The sequence below is a fragment of the Haladaptatus paucihalophilus DX253 genome (assembly GCF_000376445.1).
GTDB lineage: Archaea > Halobacteriota > Halobacteria > Halobacteriales > Haladaptataceae > Haladaptatus > Haladaptatus paucihalophilus.
Genome location: NZ_AQXI01000003.1, coordinates 255,279 through 273,149, shown reverse-complemented (window position 1 = coordinate 273,149; position 17,871 = coordinate 255,279). Strand labels below are relative to the sequence as shown.

Genomic DNA, 17,871 nt, shown 5'->3' with positions numbered 1-17,871 from the left:
CTGATTTCGGCCCGACCCCGATTTCGCTTCCCGGTTACGAGACCACCGGTTGCGATATTATCCACAGCGAGAGCACCGTGTAGCCGACCATCAGGACGACCAGCGGGAGGTGCCCCCGTCGCGCGGCGGACGCGGTTTCGAACCGCTCGACCGCGACGTAGTGGGCGGCGACCACCGCGATGACGTGTCCCAGCACGATGAGGAGGACTTGCGACCCCCAGAACGCCGGGAGCGAGAGCCATCCGAGCGGGTTCACGGCTTGAACGCCCGGCGCGACGGGTTCGAGCGCCACGGCGACGAGTTGCCCGAGGTTGCGGAACACGTAGGTGTAGTTGTGGGCCACCTCGTAGGCCGCCGCGATGGGGAGCACCGTCGGCGCGAAGGCCCGTGCGGCACCGCGCCACCCCGGCAGGAGCGGCGCGCCATCGTCGGCGGACACCCGCCCGCCGTCCGTTTCCGCGTCGGTGGCACGAGCGGTGCGCGTCCCTCGCTCGCGCTCGCCGAGGCGTTCGACGAGCCAACTGGCGAGCGCGAACGAGACGACGAACACGACGAGACCGGCGGCGTACAGCAGGACGCTCGTCTCGGGTCCCGTCCCGAGCAGGTCGCGCGCGTCGAACAGCACGTCTTGGTACGTCCGCGTGTTGGTGAAGCCGTCGAAGCTCACGGTGTAGACGGCGGTGACGACGAAGGCGACCAGCGAAAAGTCCCGAACCGGCTCGACGCTCCCCCGCCACGGCGCTCGGAGCGAGATTTCAGTCCCGCCCTCGTCCGTCCGCTCGATAGCTATCGACGCGACCCGCCCGAAGAGGCGGTAGAGGACGGCAAGCGGGTCGGCGCGGCGGAACCACTCGACCCCGTACAGAACGCTTCCGAGCACCATCAGGATGGTGTACACCGCGAGGACTCCCGTCGTCAACCGCGGGCTGTTGGGGACGTAGGTCAGGTTCTCGAAGATGCCCAAGAGGAGGACGAAACCGGCGAACGCGGCCCGACTGGCGAGCCATTTCGGATAGGATTCGGCGACGGCCACCCGTTCTCCTTCGAGCCACGTGAGTCCGTCGTAGAAGGTTCGCCACGGCGAGAGGACGGCCCACACCGTCCCGAGGAGAATCGAGAGGAGGGCGACCCCGCGGAACCAGACCGGCCACACGAACACGGTTGCGAAGTTCTCCACCGGCACCTGTCGCCCGACGACGCCGAGACCCAGCGCGGCGGCGAACCCGGCGAAGAAGACGAGCCGAACCCCGACCCGAATCGGGGTCGAAATCGACGCCGGGACGGTGAGAACGCGGGTCCGGCGCGTCCCCTCCGCGGGCGTCCGCTCGGTGAACGCGAGCCACCCCGCCGTCAGCGCGACGGTCGCGCCCGCACCGAGAAACAGCAGCGACAGCGGAAGCGGCGAGGCGAACTTCTCGCTCGGGACTTGGTGTGCGCTCGCCACCCCCGACACCAGTCCGACCGCGAGAAGGGCTGTGAGCGCGATTCGGAACCGTCGCCCGATTCCGAAACGCCCCCCGAGTCCACCGTTCATTGTGCGCCCGTAGTAGCCGAACGGGAAAAGCAACTGCGGTTCTTCGCCGCGCGATTCTCGCCGGACCACGCCCGCGGCTTTGCGACCCAGAATGTATTTGCGGCCGTGCCGGTAACCCACAGCCATGTCTTCGTCATCGTTCGACGCGACGGCGCTCTCGTCGCTTCCCGCATTCGCCGCGCTCGAAACCGCGCCCGTCCTCGTGGGACGCAAGGACGGTGCGAGCATCCAGATGAGCGACCTCTACTTCGAAAACCAACTCTCCGTGCTCCGAAACCTCGACAGCGCGTCCTTCACGGACCGAATCGCGGCGCTCGAAGAATCCTACGAAATCGTCCAGAACGCCTCGATACACTTGAACTCGCTGTCCGTCGGGACGCTCGAACACGCGGCGAACAACGTCCACGAAACGTACCGGTCGATGCCCGAAACGAAGCGGCTTCGGTCGGCGTTCCCCGGCGACTGCCTCACCGTGCCCGAGTTCGTCCGGACCGGCGGGAACGGCATCGACTTCGGCCTCCGGGCGTACTTCTTCCGCGAGGGCGACGCGCCGGACGCCGGGGAGATAATCCGCCGAAACGTCGTCGGCGTCGTGGAGGACACCGAACGCGAGTTCGAACGCTATCAGGGCGGCCTCCACGGCTACCCCGAGTGCTGTATCGACGCGTTCATGGACCGCTCGCCGGAGGCACCAGCGCCGGAAGTGCGGTCCGTCGAGGCGCTTTCGTGCATCCGCGAGGACCGAATCGGTGCCCGAGGGGCCTCGATTACGGACATCCTCCCCGACTTCTTCGAGGACCCGCACGCCTACGCCTTCTTCTCGCGCAAGTTCTTCCCCGAACCCGGCTGTGCGACGGCCGAAGAGCGCGGCCGAGACGTCTTCGAGGGACTGACGACGGCGTTCCCGGAGACGATGGTTCGGGATAGCTTCCGGCTGAACTACGCGCTCTGTTACACGCTGGCCCACAGCCTCACTCCCGAGGGCGGCAAACTCCCCCGCGTCGGCTCGTTGGGTACCGAACACGTCTACGCCTATCTCCCGCTGAAAAACGCGCTGTCGGTGCCGCGATACCGGTCGGCGTAGCGTCTTCCGGTCGATTCGCTACTTCTTTCGCTATTTTTCGCTGTAACCCATCGCGACGACTCGTCCGTCGCCGTAGACGGCCAGTATCTCTTGGTTCCCGTCACCGTCGATGTCGGCCAGTTTGACGTGGGTCCAGATGGGCACGTTACGCTCGTAGCTCGCGAGGACGGCCCCGTTGTCCGGATTGATGACCGACACGCTACCGGTCTCGGTGACCGCGACCAGTTCTTTGTTTCCGTCCCCGTTCAGGTCCCCGAGCATCGACGGCGGCATCGTCTGCACGTCCTCGGTGCTCAGCGTCGTCGTCCACTCGACGCTCCCGTCGCTCGCGTCGAGCGCCCTGAGCTTTCCGATGTCGGTGTCCCCTTCCTCCTGTAGCGTGGACGCGTACACCTCCACTTGTCCGTCGCCGTCACCGTCGCCGACGGCTTTCACGGCGGCCATCCGCCCGAACGACTTCGACCATTGTTTATCGCCCGTCTTCCCGTCGATGACCGTGACGTGACCGTCGAACGTTCCCGCGACGATTTCGACCGCGGGGTCGCCGTCGGTTTGGGCGGTCGTCATCCAGTTAACGCTCCCGGCGGTTCCCGTCTGCCACTTCACGCTCCCGTCCCGTTCGAACACGGTGACCTTTTTCTCCCCGACGGCGAGTTCCGGCGCGCCGTCCCCGTCGAAATCCGCGACGGCCGGTGCGGCCACGACGGTGGCCGAGTTCTCGATGTGTTTCCGCCAGACGAGGCTTCCGTCCGCCGAGTAGACGAAGACGGTCCCGTTCAGGTCCGTGACGACGATTTCCTTGCCGGGGTCCGTCGTGAAGTCGGTCACGATGGGTTTGGTGTAACCCCACCACGAGAGGTTCCCCGCGAACTCCTGTTTCCCCGCCGAGGTGAATCCGAGCACTTTGTCCTCGGTCGTCGCGACCAGCACGTCTTGGGTGCCGTCGCCGTCGTAGTCCGCGAAGATGGGGTCGCCGTAGCCGTGGATGTTACAGTTCTCCGTCGGCATCTCCTCCTGCCACCCTTTCGTCCCGTTCGCGTCCATCTCCACGAGCGAGCACGTGCCGTCGTTCTGCTCGACGTTGACCGAGACGACGATTCGCTTCGATCCGTCGATTTCCGCGACCGCCGGAACGTGATGATTCCCGACCGTGTTCCGCGAGGTATCGGAGACCCACTTTTCGGTCAGTTGGCCCCGCTGATTCGGCTGCATGACGGCGTACGCCCCGGCACCGACGAGGGAGAAGAGGAGGACCGCGACGACCGCCACCGTTCGGGTACGCATTGGATGAACCTACCGACGGAGAACGGAAAAACCGTCCGCATCGTTCGCCTCGTGTACTAGTTGACCCATTGACCAATCCTCCACGACGGCCGCTCACTCGTATCGTCGGGTGATGTATTGTCGCCTCCGCCACTTTCCGACACTTCCACCGACATCGCCAGCGGATTTTATATCCGTCCTCGTCCACGTTTCCATCGAATGCGAGATTTTCACACCCACTCGAATTACTCCGACGGAACGTTTCTCTCCCGGATGGTCCGCGCCGCCGAGGAGGTGGGCCTCGACGGAATCGGGGTCACCGACCATTGCACCGTCTCCTCGCGCGAGTACACGAAGGACGTCCGCGCGGCGAGGGGATTCAATCTGGACGTCACCTACGAACGCCGTCGGCGCGCCATCGAATCGTTGCGCGAGGACGCCGACGTCGAGATTTACGATGCCGTCGAAATGGACTACGACCCCCGCGACGAGGCCGAAATACGCGACTTCTTTGAGCGGGCCGACTTCGATTACACCATTGGCAGCGTCCACGACATCGCCGAGATGAACGTGCAGGTCCCCTCGAACTTCGAGAACATGTCCGACGACGAGTTGGACGGTATCGTGGACCGCTATTTCGAGACCCTCTCCGCCCTCGTCGAGTCAGAGCTGTTCGACATCGCCGCCCATGCCGACCTGATAGAGCGGACTCCCGGACTCCGCGGCCGCGCGACGGACGACCACTATCGACGGCTCGCCCGGACGTTCGCGTCGTCTCGAACCGTCCCCGAAATCAACGCCGGTCGTGCCCTGACCGACGCGGGTATCGTCCACCCCGCGGAGCGGTTTTTCACGATTCTCCGGGAGTACGACGTTCCGTTCACGGTCGGCTCCGACTCACATTCCCCCGAACAGCTCCGTCACCGCCGCGACTTCTTCGACGACCACCTCGAAACGCTCGACATCGAGCCGATAGCGCCGCCGGGCTTTCACGACTGACTTCCCTCGTCCTCGCCGCCGTCGGTCGCTTCACCGCCGCGTCTCGCATCGTCGGTCCCTTCGTCCGTCTCGCGGGTCGTCGTCGGACCGATGTCGAGGGGGGTGGTCGGCTCCTTGCCGCGAAGCTGCGGGACGGCCACTTGGAGGAACTGGACGACGATGACCATCAGGAGCGGTCCCAGAAAGACGCCGTACCAACCGAACAGTATCGGCCCGAGCAGGTACGCGAACATGACGAGCGAAAGGTGGAACAGCTTTCCCGAGAGGTACGGCCGGATGTAGGTTCGAACCACGTTGTCGAACGCGAGCGTCATGAACAGGAAGAACACGAACGGGTACCAGAGGGCGTTCGGGTCGCGCTGAATCGCCCCCAGCGCGAGGAACGCCGCGATGGCGAGGTAGACGACGGACCGGCCCACCAGCGGGACGAGCGTGAAGATGCCCGTGATGACCGCGAGGAGTATCGTCGCCGGAATGAGCAGGTTTCCGGGCGCGAATAGATTGAAGAGATTGTAGATGACCGCGGTCAGGATCATGATGACGAAGATGGTCAGCGTGTAGCCGAAGTAGATGGAGTTCAGGCCCGCATCGACCGCTTCGAGGTAGTCGGTGAACACCCGGTCGTCCCCGAGAAGTTGCTCTTTCCCCCAGCGAGCGAGGCGTTCGTCCTCCACGAGGAGGAAAAAGCCCAGCAACAGCGAGAGAAACAGCATGAAGATGCTCGACGCGATGCCCCCGACGAAGGCTTGCACGGCGGCGAGCGCCGACTGCACCGACGGCTTCTGGAGCGTCGTGGTCGCCGTGTCGAGCAACTTGTTCGGGTCGTTGGGTATCGTGGTCGTCGGCAACCCGCCGAGGAGCCGCGCCGCCACGTCCGTATTTGCGAAGGCGGCCAACTGCCCGATGGCGATGGAGAAGAAGACGCCCAAAAAGAGCACCACGGGGACGACGATGAGCACCAGCGACAACGCCGCCGAGAGGTTCTTCCCTTTGATTCGCCGGCCGAGGTACCGGTTTATCGGCCGTGCGACGTAGTAGACGAACAGACCGAACACGACCCACGGGAGAAACATGTACGCCACGGCGGCGATGATGCCGAACACTATCAAGCCGAGGACCCACCACTTCATCCCCGGCCGCACGATACGAACTCGCATCGCTTCCGAATCCCCCACACTCCCTGCCATATTGTGACATACACCTCGGACGATGTTAGCTCTGCCGTCGGTGGGGTTACCGGCCCCTTCTCGTTGGATGTGCCACCACAACTGCTATCATGTTAGACGACCTACGTATGTTGAACGACACGACTCGGCTATCACACGCGGTCGTGGTTCAGGTGGAGCGACATGACTGGTTCAAAGCCGCACGGTGGGTGGGGGAACGGATGCCGACGTGAGCGCCCGATATCGATACGGTATCTCCGTTTCAACGGGGAGGCGGGGCGGTGAGTCTCCTCCAAGTGCTCCCGCTGGCGTTCGTCATGATCGCTGGCCCCCAATTTCTCAGTGCGATTTTCCTCGCCACGAGCGAGAATTGGCGGCGGAACTCCGCCGCGTTCGTCTTCGGCGCGGCGCTCTCTATCACCCTTCTCGTCTCGCTCACGTACTTTCTCGGTATCGGGGCGAACCGTCAACAGGGTTCGAATACCGCGCTCTCGGCCATCGTTCTCGTCCTCCTCCTCGCCGCCATGGTGCACACCTACCTGACGCGGGAGGAGTCGGAACCCCCGAAATGGATGGGGAAGTTGACGTCCGCGAGCCCGCGGTTCTCGTTCCGACTCGGTTTCCTGTTGCTCGGCTTCTTTCCGACCGACATCCTCACCTCGGTCGCCGTCGGGTCCTATCTCGCCTCGAACGGGCTCCCGCTCACGGATTCGTTCGGATTCATCGTCGTTACTCTGCTGATTTTGGCGTTTCCGTCGCTTGTCCTGCTCGCGTTCGGTGAACGGGCCGAAGCCTTCCTGCCGAAGGCTCGGGAGTGGATGAACGATAACTCGTGGGTCGTCAGCGAGGTCGTCATCCTTCTCTTCGTCGGTATGAGCCTCAACAACCTCCTCGGCTAACCGGTTTCGTGGACCAAGCTCGAAAACGTCCGTTTCGCTCCATCTCTCCGAGTAATCTCTTGTCCGCACACGGACTCGCACCCTTGTCGTTCGGTGGGGCGGCTCGGACGACTCACCTCCAATTTCATATCGCGCTATGTAATTTATAAATTCGAATTCGATATCTTCACCCCGTCTCGACGTTGAATTCTGCGTTTTCTGTCTCTGTCCACTAACTTCCCATTAGGGCCATAAGCGGAAGTGGAATCTCCCCGGTACCCCCGAATCGAAATATGCGCAATTCGTGGTGCAACGCCTCGCATGCCTCTCGACGTAAGACGTTACGTAAAAAGGATGGCCTCAGTGCCAACGGTGTTTATGCTCAGTGCTGTGATAACTATCAGCAGACGTAACTGTTTTCGGGGCGTATACTCGGTGCTATGACCGTAATTACAGACATCACCATTCCGGCCGAGAAATTCGCCCTCGGAAAGCTCCTCGACGAATTTCCCGACATCAACATCGAACTCGTCCGCGTCATCCCCCTGCGCGACGGCATCATTCCCCTGTTTTGGGTCACCGGAGGGGATCCTGACGACATCAAAGCCACGATTCGAGACGATCCGTTGACCGAGGAGGTCGAACTATTGACCCGGGCGGACAACCGGTATCTCTTCGAAATTCGGTGGAGCACCGAGATCGACCACTTGATTCGCCCGATGATTGAGAGTCGTGCTGAAGTCCTCTGGGCGAAGGGGGATGTCGACGAATGGCAGTTCAGACTTCAGTTCCCGAATCGGTCGATGTTGGCCGCATTCCGGCAACAGTGCCTGGATAAAGATATCAAGTTTCACCTGGACGCCCTGTACAACCCGACGATTCCGGGCGAGGACCTCGAAGAAGGCGAACTCAGCAGCCAACAGTTCGACATCCTTGCGACCGCACACGAAAACGGCTACTGGCATGTCCCCCGTGAGATCCAACTCGGGGAGTTGGCCGAGTTGATTGGGGTCAGTTCGAATGCTGCCTCTCAGCGGATGCGCCGCGCCCTCGATACGGTCGTGGGGCAAGCCATCGTGAATAAAGAAAGCTGACGCCGGGAAGGGTGTTGCTGGCAGCACGTGTGTGGGTCCGGTACTGGCCTGCCAGACGGCGTGAACGTTTAAAAGACGGTAGTACCAACGGCAATGAGGTTGCATCTATAGTCCTTTTTTATTATTATGGAGCCTGAACCAGCGTCGTCATTTATATCTTCAGATGCATATGGTCTTTTGGCGAATCCGTACCGACGGCGGCTTTTGCTGACATTGTTAGATCACAATCCCGAGGACGAAGCGGCCATCCCAGATGACCTGACCACGGACGACGAGGAACTGGAACAGATGCTCATCACGATGACCCACACCCATCTCCCAAAATTGGAATCGTACGACGTTATCGAGTGGGACCGGGAGAACAACGTCGTGTGCCGAGGCCCTCAGTTTGAGGAGTTACAGCCTCTGCTTGAACTGATCGACAACCATCGGGACGAACTCCCCGACGACTGGGTGTGAAACGTTCACGCTCTCTAATCACTCTGAACCGGTTTTCGGCTCCCTAACCCCATAAGCGATAGTAGACTACTCCGGTCTCCCTTGCGTCGATCACTGTCCATTTGTGGAACATATTTAGCGTGCCAACTGTCGTGGATTTCGACGATTGAATTCGGCTGCTCCGAACAGTTGGGGGAAAGTAGTCTGTTTTCTAGAAGTTCGACGTGTTTCAAAATACGTGATTGATTTGATAATTGGAGTGGAACGTGAGACCGCAGTAAGGGCGAATTTACGAATTCACCTGATTTTGGCGATTGACTTCCTGTGGGTATATAAGCGGCAGTGAGTACAGGTGGGTCGCTCCCCTCGGGGAAACGTATCCCGTGTGCTGGGATTCGACGGATTCGGTTCGCGTCAGACACGCGCCTGACTGACTTTCTTGTACGTGAACGTCGATGGTCTGCTATGGAATTCGTAACTGTCGCATGCGTCGTCAAGTTCGCCGCGACAGAGGAGGGTGCGTCGGCGTGACCGAACGGACCGTCCAAATCGAGATTTTAGTCGCCGACTGCCCGGAGGATGCACCTGAAGTGGAGGCGAACTCCCGCGTGGACGTCGCCGTAAACGGACAAATGTATCCCACCGCAAGACTCGACGACGGCCGGTACGTCGCGTGGTGGTTCGAGGCAGCGGCACCGGCCCCCGACGATAGCATTACCACGGAGTGGGTCGCCGCCCCGACCCGCTACCTCGCGGCCGCAACGCTGAGTGAACTCTGGGAGGACCCCGCCGCGTTCGATTCTCTCGTGAGTGCAAACTGTTAGAAACGGGCCCAGAGACGGTCGATAGCGGACGATCTGGTTGGTCGGGAGGAACTCGGCGACCCCGGGCGATAGTTCCCCCCACGCGATTCCTGTCGATGCCTCGGTGGATGGATTCGAACCTCTCTGAGGAGCCACCGTCCGACCAGGACACTCACACAGACGTTGAACACGATAACCGGAAGCAGTTCCGACGTGATGAACGCGACGAACAGCCCGGTCAGTACCACTCTGAGGCTCATCCCGAGCGCGAGCGCAACCGCCGCCGCGGTGAGTATGGTTCTCGTCCAGCCGTACGCCCGTCGCATATCCCCGCGCTCGAAGTGAACCGGCGAACGGGCGACGAACGTCTCTTTTATCCCTCCACCGCCGACTCTCCGGGCAATCGCCGCCGAAACAGTCGTTCGGCCGTAACATTGCGCTAACGATTCTCTCCCCCGACGAGCACGCCGCACCATCAGGAGTTCGTTCAACCGCCTCGATATTCAAACCGCGTCAGTCCCGCGTCTGACAGCTCGTTGGTTCCGGTGATTCCCGACACTGACCGCCCCGAGTCACCCGACTCTTCGGTCCATCCCGTCTCGACCCTTGCCGGAACTTCCGTGTCCGTCCATCCGGTTCGTCTTGCCCCGTGGATGCCGATCGAACTTCCACTATTGCGTCATTTCCTCTCCCAACATCCTCTCAGATATTTGCCCTACTATTTATCCACACGCGCGCACGAAACAACACTATATAATCCGGTATCGAGAGCTTGTCGGACAGTAATGAGCTATTGTACCGTGGGACGTGTCTGGACTTCCCAATGCGCCTTCGATTCGACGTACTTAAATTCTATCGGGCATTTCGATAGAATGCGAACGACGCCTCGTGGTTTGCCCCGCGAGGTGGCCGCCCGAATCCGGCGCATTTAACTATGCGATTGCCGGGTTCGGGCGAACGAAAACCCAATCCAATGCCCTTAAGTGTATGGGGGCACTCGGATGTGATGTACACGACGTCCCGCGGTTTGGGACGGACGGAACACACCTAATCCGGTGCCCTTAAGTACTACGGGGCACTCGGATTGAATACGAAGCGCCTCCGGCCCACAACCGGCCGGGGGCGGGCGAAGTCCGACGCCCTTATATGATAGGGTCGTCAGGATACAAACGCGAAGAAAGACACAGACGCGATCTGTGAGGCGTTCAACTCGTCTCACAATCTCGGACAAACGAGGTTCGAAGGGTTTAATACTCTTCCTCGCCTCTACTCAAGTCCGAAGGAAATGAGGATTCCACCCCTGCGGTCAGCCGTATATGATGGAATCTGATGTTAGCCTTGGTAGTTCGGTGACACCCGTCCAGTTACTTGGTTCGGGGTCGTCGAACTGACGGACCAACGTATATGCGACACTATACATGCATTAGCATGTCTCCGCCAGACCCACCGAGCATTGTGCTCGGCAACCATTCCGGTTGATCCTGCCGGAGGCCATTGCTATTGGAGTTCGATTTAGCCATGCTAGTTGCACGAGTTTAGACTCGTGGCGGAAAGCTCAGTAACACGTGGTCAAACTACCCTATAGACCAGGATAACCTCGGGAAACTGAGGCTAATCCTAGATAACGCTCCCCTGCTGGAATTGCAGGGAGCCGGAAACGCTCCGGCGCTATAGGATGTGATTGCGGCCGATTAGGTAGACGGTGGGGTAACGGCCCACCGTGCCGATAATCGGTACGGGTTGTGAGAGCAAGAGCCCGGAGATGGATTCTGAGACAAGAATCCAGGCCCTACGGGGCGCAGCAGGCGCGAAAACTTTACACTGCACGACAGTGCGATAAGGGAACTCCAAGTGCGAGGGCATAACGTCCTCGCTTTTGTGTATCGTAAGGTGGTACACGAATAAGAGCTGGGCAAGACCGGTGCCAGCCGCCGCGGTAATACCGGCAGCTCGAGTGATGGCCAATTTTATTGGGCCTAAAGCGTCCGTAGCCGGCCAGACAGGTCCGTCGGGAAATCTGCTCGCTCAACGAGCAGGCGTCCGGCGGAAACCCGCTGGCTTGGGGCCGGAAGACTCGAGGGGTACGTCTGGGGTAGGAGTGAAATCCTGTAATCCTAGACGGACCACCGATCGCGAAAGCACCTCGAGAGGACGGACCCGACGGTGAGGGACGAAAGCTAGGGTCACGAACCGGATTAGATACCCGGGTAGTCCTAGCTGTAAACGATGCTCGCTAGGTGTGGCACAGGCTACGAGCCTGTGCTGTGCCACAGTGAAGACGTAAGCGAGCCGCCTGGGAAGTACGTCCGCAAGGATGAAACTTAAAGGAATTGGCGGGGGAGCACTACAACCGGAGGAGCCTGCGGTTTAATTGGACTCAACGCCGGACATCTCACCAGCATCGACAATAGCTGTGACAGTCAGTGTGATGAGCTTACTAGAGCTTTTGAGAGGAGGTGCATGGCCGCCGTCAGCTCGTACCGTGAGGCGTCCTGTTAAGTCAGGCAACGAGCGAGACCCGCACTCCTAATTGCCAGCAGCACCCTTGTGGTGGCTGGGTACATTAGGAGGACTGCCGCTGCCAAAGCGGAGGAAGGAACGGGCAACGGTAGGTCAGCATGCCCCGAATGTGCTGGGCTACACGCGGGCTACAATGGTCGAGACAATGGGTTGCAACCCCGAAAGGGGGCGCTAATCTCCGAAACTCGATCGTAGTTCGGATTGAGGACTGAAACTCGTCCTCATGAAGCTGGATTCGGTAGTAATCGCGCTTCAGCAGAGCGCGGTGAATACGTCCCTGCTCCTTGCACACACCGCCCGTCAAAGCACCCGAGTGAGGTCCGGATGAGGCCATCAGGCGATGGTCGAATCTGGGCTTCGCAAGGGGGCTTAAGTCGTAACAAGGTAGCCGTAGGGGAATCTGCGGCTGGATCACCTCCTAAAGACCGGGATTGGGCCGACGTGCCCAACCCACCTTAACTCGTCAACTTCGTTGACGAACTGGCACACACGCCGAGACAGCACTCGTCTTCCGACGAGGCACCTTTGAACTACCAAGGCTAGTCCCAATCTCCCCCTCTTGGGGGAGTAGCCTTCGCTCGTTGGTGAGCGCCGCTGTTCGACAGCGGTTCACGGGTTCGACTCCCGTGGAAGGCCGTCACGTGGGGCGGTTCGAATCGTGCCCCTTAAGTAGTGGGCGACGAAACGAACTACTCCCAACAAACCGATGCACCAACCCGTGAAAACGCGGTTGGGAAGGGTTCGATACACGCACTCGGCGACCACCGTGTCGTGTAATGACAACCGTATGTACGTGCAATCCAGACGTCCACTGGACTCACACATCGTGAGTTAACAGTGAAACCAAGTTATTCCAACGTGGCTACTGTGCCACCTGGTGAATGGCTCGGCTCGAGCGCCGACGACGGACGTGCCAAGCTGCGAAAAGCTGTAGGAAGCCGCACGGAGGCTAAGAACTACAGATCTCCGAATGGGAATCCCCCCGCAATTGCCTCGCGCAATGGGGAACGCCGAGAACTGAAACATCTCAGTATCGGCAGGAACAAAAAGCAAACGCGATGTCGCTAGTAACGGCGAGTGAACACGACAAAGTCCAAACCGAAGCCCTCACGGGCAATGTGGTGTATGGACTGACACTCATCGTCCGAACCGTCTCATGAAGTCTCCTGGAACGGAGCATGAAACAGGGTGACAATCCCGTAATGAGAATCAGTACGACGTGCGTCAGCTCCCGAGTAGCAGGGGTCGGAAATCCCTTGTGAATGTCGCGGGCAACGACCGCGAAGACTCAATACGACTCGAGACCGATAGCGAACAAGTAGTGTGAACGAACGCTGAAAAGCACCCCGAAAAGGGAGGTGCAATAGGGCCTGAACTCAGGTGGCGATGGAGCGACAGGGCACAAAAGGCCCACCGAAAAACGACCCGGGCGCAAGCCCGCAGTAGGAATCGGTGGGAGCCGGTGTTCTGTCGTACGTTTTGAAAAACGAGCCAGGGAGTGTATCTAATTGGCGAGCCTAACTCGAGTATCGAGGCAGGCACAGGGAAACCAATACGGCCGCAGCGCTTTGCGTGAGGGCCACCGTCTTCAAGGGCGGGGAGTCAATTGGATACGACCCGAAACCGGATGATCTACGCATGAGCAAGACGAAGCGTGGCGAAAGCCACGTGGAGGTCTGTTAGAGTTGGTGTCCTACAATACCCTCTCGTGACTTATGTGTAGGGGTGAAAGGCCCATCGAATCCGGCAACAGCTGGTTCCAACCGAAACATGTCGAAGCATGACCTTCGCTAAGGTAGTTCGTGGGGTAGAGCGACCGATTGGGAGAACCGCCTCCGAGAGGAGTCGGCCTCCCTGTCAAACTCCAAACCTACGGACGCCGTTGACGCGAGGAATCCGGTGCGCGGGGTAAGCCTGTGTACCGTGAGGGAGACAACCCAGAGCCGGGTTAAGGTCCCAAAGTATGAGCTAAGTGCGATTGAAGGTGGTCGCAAGCCCTAAACAGCCGGGAGGTGAGCTTAGAAGCAGCTACCCTCTAAGAACAGCGTAACAGCTTACCGGCCGAGGTTTGCGGCGCCGAAAATGATCGGGGCTCAAGTTCATCACCGAGACCTGGCAGCGCTCTTGACCGAGCGATCTAGTAGGTTGGCATTCTGAATGGGTGGAAGCACGGGCGAGAGTTCGTGTGGACCGTTCAGTATCGAAAATCCTGGCCATAGTAGCAGCGTTAGTCGGGTTAGACCCCCGACGACCTTATGAGTAAGGGTTCCTCAGCAATGCTGATCAGCTGAGGGTTAGCCGATCCTAAGTCTCACCGTAATTCGAATGAGACAATAGGGAAACTGGTTAATATTCCAGTGCTAACACCATTCAAAGTCGACGCTTCAGGAAACATCAAGCCGGGCCTTCGCCCGGTCGAACCGTCAAAATCCGTGGAGGCCGTAATGGCAGGAAGCGGATGAACGGCGGGATAGCGAAAGTTGGTGGTACCCGGAGCCCGTGAAAAGACGAGTGTGTTAATCGTACCGAGATCCGACACAGGTACTCTGGCGGCGAAAGCCAAGGTCTGTCGGGAGCAACCGACGTTAGGGAATTCGGCAAGTTAGTCCCGTAAGTTCGCGATAAGGGATGCCTGCTCTGTATAAGAGCAGGCCGCAGTGACTCGGACGCTCCAACTGTCTAGTAACAACATAGGTGACCGCAAATCCGCAAGGACTCGTACGGTCACTGAATCCTGCCCAGTGCGGGTATCTGAACACCTAGTACAATAGGACGAAGGACCCGTTAACGGCGGGGGGAACTATGACCCTCTTAAGGTAGCGTAGTACCTTGCCGCTTCAGTAGCGGCTTGCATGAATGGATCAATGAGAGCGTCACTGTCCCAACGTTGGGCCCGGTGAACTGTACATTCCAGTGCGGAGTCTGGAGACCCCCAAGGGGAAGCGAAGACCCTATAGAGCTTTACTGCAGGCTGTCGCTGGGACGTGGTCGCTACTGTGCAGAATAGGTAGGAGCCGCTACACAGGTATCCGCGCTAGCGGATCACCGAGGCATCAGTGAAATACTACCCGGTAGTGACTGCGACCCTCACTCCTGGCGGAGGACACCGGTAGCCAGGCAGTTTGACTGGGGCGGTACGCGCTCGAAAAGATATCGAGCGCGCCCCAAGATTTCCTCACTCGAGTCGGAGACTCGAGGAAGAGCGCAAGAGCAAAAGGAAGTCTGACAGTGTCCTACACAACGAGGGACGCTGACGCGAAAGCGTGGTCTAGCGAACCAATGAGGCTGCTTGTTGCGGCCCATTGATGACAGAAAAGCTACCTTAGGGATAACAGAGTCGTCACCGGCAAGAGCACATATCGACCCGGTGGCTTGCTACCTCGATGTCGGTTCCCTCCATCCTGCCCGTGCAGAAGCGGGCAAGGGTGAGGTTGTTCGCCTATTAAAGGAGGTCGTGAGCTGGGTTTAGACCGTCGTGAGACAGGTCGGCTGCTATCTATTGGGGGTGTTACGATACTTGACGAGAACGTTCGTATAGTACGAGAGGAACTACGAATGGGTGCCACTGGTGTACCGGTCGTCCGAGAGGGCGCGTGCCGGGCAGCTACGCACCACGGGGTAAGAGCTGAACGCATCTAAGCTCGAAACCCACTTGGAAAAGAAGTATCACCGAGATCACTCGTAGAAGACGAGTTCGATAGGCTCGGGATGTACGCGCCGAGGCAACGAGGCGTTCAGTCCGCGAGTACTAACAGATCGACGCCACACAATCATACCGCATACTGGTTTCACACGCACTCTCGTGTGTGAGTCCAGGCGTATACTGGATTGCACGTACACTACGGTTCGTTCGAACCATCAACGATTGGTATCCACGTCACGGTTCGATTCCGTGAGTTGACGTTAAGGCGGCCAGAGCGANAGGGCGACACCCGTACCCATCCCGAACACGGAAGTTAAGCCTNTCTGCGTTTCGGTCAGTACTGGAGTGCGCGAGCCTCTGGGAAATCCGATTCGCCGCCTCCCATTCATACTCGCATTCATTACCCGCACGGAGCTACCGCTCTGTGCGGGTTTTTCTATTTCTATCCGGCCGATAGACACGTCTCTGTAATCGTTCTCGATGACACGTCGTCGGTAATGATTCGTTTCTATGCGTACCGCGCATACTTTCGAAAATCGGACACTGAGATTAAGATGACAATTTCGCGGTCCATTGGCCTTTAATAATCTGTCTCGAGAAGGGTAGAAGTAGGAATGGTCTCCATCGATTCTACGAATCGGAAAGCTCTCATCGTCGCTCCGTTGGTCCTGTTGGTAGTGGTTGCGCTCGCTATCAATTTCGTGGACCTTCCGTTGGGCGGAAACCATGAGTCTAACTCCACGCCACCGAAACAGGTGAAGCATTGTCAGAAGATTTCGAAGCCGGGAAACTACGTTTTGGCGGACGATTTTGGCGGTGCGACAGGGTTGACGGGAAGTTGTCTCGTGATCAACGCGAGTCACGTGACGGTGAATGGCTCCGGTCACACGATTAAAGGACGGGGTGTTACGGATACGACGGGTGTTCTCGTCGATAACGCGAGCGGCGTCTCGGACGTGACGATCCATTCGGTTCGGGTGGTTCGTTGGAATCGTGCGATTCACGTCTCGAACGCGTCGTCGGTAACGGTTCGAAACGTGAGCGCGGTTCGGAGCACGGAGGGAATCACGGTTTGGAACAGTTCCGACGTGAGTATCGAGCACTCCCGCTCGGCGCGGAACCTGTTCGGCATCCTCGTCGATAACCGGAGCGAAAATGTGGACTATTCGACGCTCCACTATTACGAAAATCAGTTGAACAGCACGCGGGGACGCGGACAGGTGTCGAGCTAGACTGGCTGTTCGTCGCCCGGCGCTCGTTTCTTCCGTTTTTTGATGGCGTCGGCCCAGTCGGGATACTCCTTGCGTTCGGTTCCGTCGTATCCCGGGTCGCCGGACATGGATTTGATTGCGCGGGCGTCGTCCAGACTCCACACCGCACCGTCTTCGTGGAAGAGGCCGTTGAGGACGCCGTTTCGTCGCATGTACAGCGAAAATGCGGGCTTGAGCATGAGCGACCAGAAGAAGTTCCCGATGCCGGACGTTCGGATGGTGGGGGCGAGCGAGGAGTAGTCGGGGACGGCCGCGTTGCCGTCGACATCGGCGAAAAATGACTTTCCGGGCCGAATCCGCTGCCACTCCGAGAGCCACACCGGTTTTCCGAGTTTTTCTTGGAGGTTGTTCGCCTGCCGGAGAACGCGGTTGTAGAGCGCCGGACTACGCGCGAAGTTGTAGTGGAACTGGAGGATGTCCATGCCCCAGTCGAGATACTGGGCGTTGTTCGCCAGGCTGGTGGAACCGACGGAGAGGGGGATTTCACCGCGATAGTGCGTCATCGTGTTCACTATCTGCTTGAAAAATCGGATGTCCTTGTGGTTCCATCCGGGCTCGTTCGTCAACTCGATGGCGAGGAGACGCTCGTCGTTCCGGTACTCCCGCATGACCGAGATGATGAAGTCGCGCGGTTTGTCCCACATGGATTTGGTTCCCATCGTACGGGTGGACGGGGAGAACGATTGGACGGCCGTTTTCACGTCGTCGTGGACGAGGTTTTCGAAGGTGGGTTCGAGTCCAACGCTGTCGAACAGGCCGAGGAGGACGCGCATGTCGTATTTGTCGGCGGTGTCCAACAGGTGTTCGAGCGATTCCATGTGGTCTTCGGGTTCGACGAGCCAGTATTCGTAGCTCAGCCACGTTCGAATGGCGTTCAGGTTGAGGCTCGCCGCGTAGCTGAAGTCGCGTTCGATGATGTCCGGGTCGTACTCGTTCCACATCTGATAGCGGTTAAATGCGCGGGCGGGGAGGTAAATCGCGCCGCGGACGTCCACGGGGGCGTCGGTTTCCGGAGGGAGATTCAGCTCCCGCTGCCGCTCGGTTTGTGCGTTGTGCCCGACTTTTCGGACGCTACCGGCACCCGCAACGCTGGAGAAGCCGATACTTGCACCGATACCGGAGAGGAACTGACGGCGACCAACTCGTCTGCTCATACCGTCCATCTGATTTCGAGAGAT

General features: G+C 59.3%; 12 protein-coding genes and 3 rRNA genes. 10 read left to right on the top strand and 5 right to left on the bottom strand.

Annotated elements, in window-relative coordinates; genetic code table 11:
* Positions 1–34: 34 nt before the first annotated feature.
* Entirely contained in the window at positions 35–1,534 is a 1,500-nt protein-coding gene (locus B208_RS0119965) for a hypothetical protein (protein ID WP_157471283.1), read from the bottom strand.
* A 124-nt stretch (positions 1,535–1,658) separates the two neighbouring features.
* Here B208_RS0119965 and B208_RS0119960 point away from each other — a divergent pair, with 124 nt between their 5' ends.
* Positions 1,659–2,618: a hypothetical protein gene (locus tag B208_RS0119960; protein WP_007982087.1), complete on the top strand. Its 960-nt coding sequence runs from the start codon at positions 1,659–1,661 to the stop codon at positions 2,616–2,618.
* A 30-nt stretch (positions 2,619–2,648) separates the two neighbouring features.
* Here the strand turns inward: B208_RS0119960 and B208_RS0119955 are convergent, their stop codons facing one another.
* Positions 2,649–3,902 carry an FG-GAP-like repeat-containing protein gene (locus B208_RS0119955; RefSeq protein WP_007982085.1) on the bottom strand — a complete coding sequence of 418 codons (1,254 nt, stop codon included), beginning with the start codon at positions 3,900–3,902 and terminating at the stop codon, positions 2,649–2,651.
* A gap of 198 nt (positions 3,903–4,100) precedes the next feature.
* Between B208_RS0119955 and B208_RS0119950 the strand changes: the two genes are divergently transcribed.
* Positions 4,101–4,880 carry a PHP domain-containing protein gene (locus B208_RS0119950; RefSeq protein WP_007982084.1) on the top strand — a complete coding sequence of 260 codons (780 nt, stop codon included), beginning with the start codon at positions 4,101–4,103 and terminating at the stop codon, positions 4,878–4,880.
* On the opposite strand, the gene B208_RS0119945 is transcribed toward B208_RS0119950, so the two are convergent.
* Positions 4,871–6,067 (bottom strand): AI-2E family transporter, encoded by a 1,197-nt coding sequence (locus B208_RS0119945; protein ID WP_232423887.1) that lies wholly within the window; start codon positions 6,065–6,067, stop codon positions 4,871–4,873. The two genes, B208_RS0119950 and B208_RS0119945, sit on opposite strands and share 10 nt — an antisense overlap.
* Before the next feature lie 260 nt (positions 6,068–6,327).
* On the opposite strand from B208_RS0119945, the gene B208_RS0119940 reads away from it, so the two are divergent.
* From B208_RS0119940 to B208_RS0119925, 4 genes are all read left to right on the top strand, one after another.
* The gene (locus B208_RS0119940; protein WP_007982082.1) at positions 6,328–6,945 is read left to right on the top strand and encodes a GAP family protein; all 618 of its coding nucleotides are present in this window, start codon (positions 6,328–6,330) and stop codon (positions 6,943–6,945) included.
* A gap of 419 nt (positions 6,946–7,364) precedes the next feature.
* A complete protein-coding gene (locus tag B208_RS0119935) occupies positions 7,365–8,018 on the top strand; it encodes a helix-turn-helix domain-containing protein (protein WP_007982081.1) in 654 nt (217 codons plus the stop codon).
* 126 nt (positions 8,019–8,144) lie between these two features.
* Entirely contained in the window at positions 8,145–8,477 is a 333-nt protein-coding gene (locus B208_RS0119930; protein ID WP_073096683.1) for a DUF7344 domain-containing protein, read from the top strand.
* Between the two features lie 506 nt (positions 8,478–8,983).
* A complete protein-coding gene (locus B208_RS0119925) occupies positions 8,984–9,280 on the top strand; it encodes a hypothetical protein (RefSeq protein ID WP_018129084.1) in 297 nt (98 codons plus the stop codon).
* On the opposite strand, the gene B208_RS0119920 is transcribed toward B208_RS0119925, so the two are convergent.
* On the bottom strand, positions 9,277–9,585 hold the full coding sequence (locus B208_RS0119920; protein ID WP_007982077.1) for a hypothetical protein: 309 nt from the start codon (positions 9,583–9,585) through the stop codon (positions 9,277–9,279). The genes B208_RS0119925 and B208_RS0119920 overlap by 4 nt on opposite strands.
* Before the next feature lie 1,142 nt (positions 9,586–10,727).
* Between B208_RS0119920 and B208_RS0119915 the strand changes: the two genes are divergently transcribed.
* The 4 genes from B208_RS0119915 to B208_RS24805 all read left to right on the top strand — a co-directional run bounded on the left by B208_RS0119915 (position 10,728) and on the right by B208_RS24805 (position 16,654).
* Positions 10,728–12,199 (top strand): 16S ribosomal RNA (locus B208_RS0119915).
* A 433-nt stretch (positions 12,200–12,632) separates the two neighbouring features.
* Positions 12,633–15,550: ribosomal RNA gene (locus B208_RS0119910) — 23S ribosomal RNA — on the top strand.
* Positions 15,551–15,683: 133 nt separating this feature from the next.
* Positions 15,684–15,805, top strand: a 5S ribosomal RNA gene (rrf, locus tag B208_RS0119905).
* The 16S, 23S and 5S rRNA genes sit together here, the layout of an rRNA operon.
* A 462-nt stretch (positions 15,806–16,267) precedes the next feature.
* Positions 16,268–16,654 (top strand): right-handed parallel beta-helix repeat-containing protein, encoded by a 387-nt coding sequence (locus B208_RS24805; protein WP_232423886.1) that lies wholly within the window; start codon positions 16,268–16,270, stop codon positions 16,652–16,654.
* On the opposite strand, the gene B208_RS0119895 is transcribed toward B208_RS24805, so the two are convergent.
* Positions 16,651–17,847, bottom strand: a complete 1,197-nt coding sequence (locus tag B208_RS0119895; RefSeq protein WP_232423885.1) for a glycoside hydrolase 5 family protein — start codon at positions 17,845–17,847, stop codon at positions 16,651–16,653. The two genes, B208_RS24805 and B208_RS0119895, sit on opposite strands and share 4 nt — an antisense overlap.
* Positions 17,848–17,871: the final 24 nt, after the last annotated feature.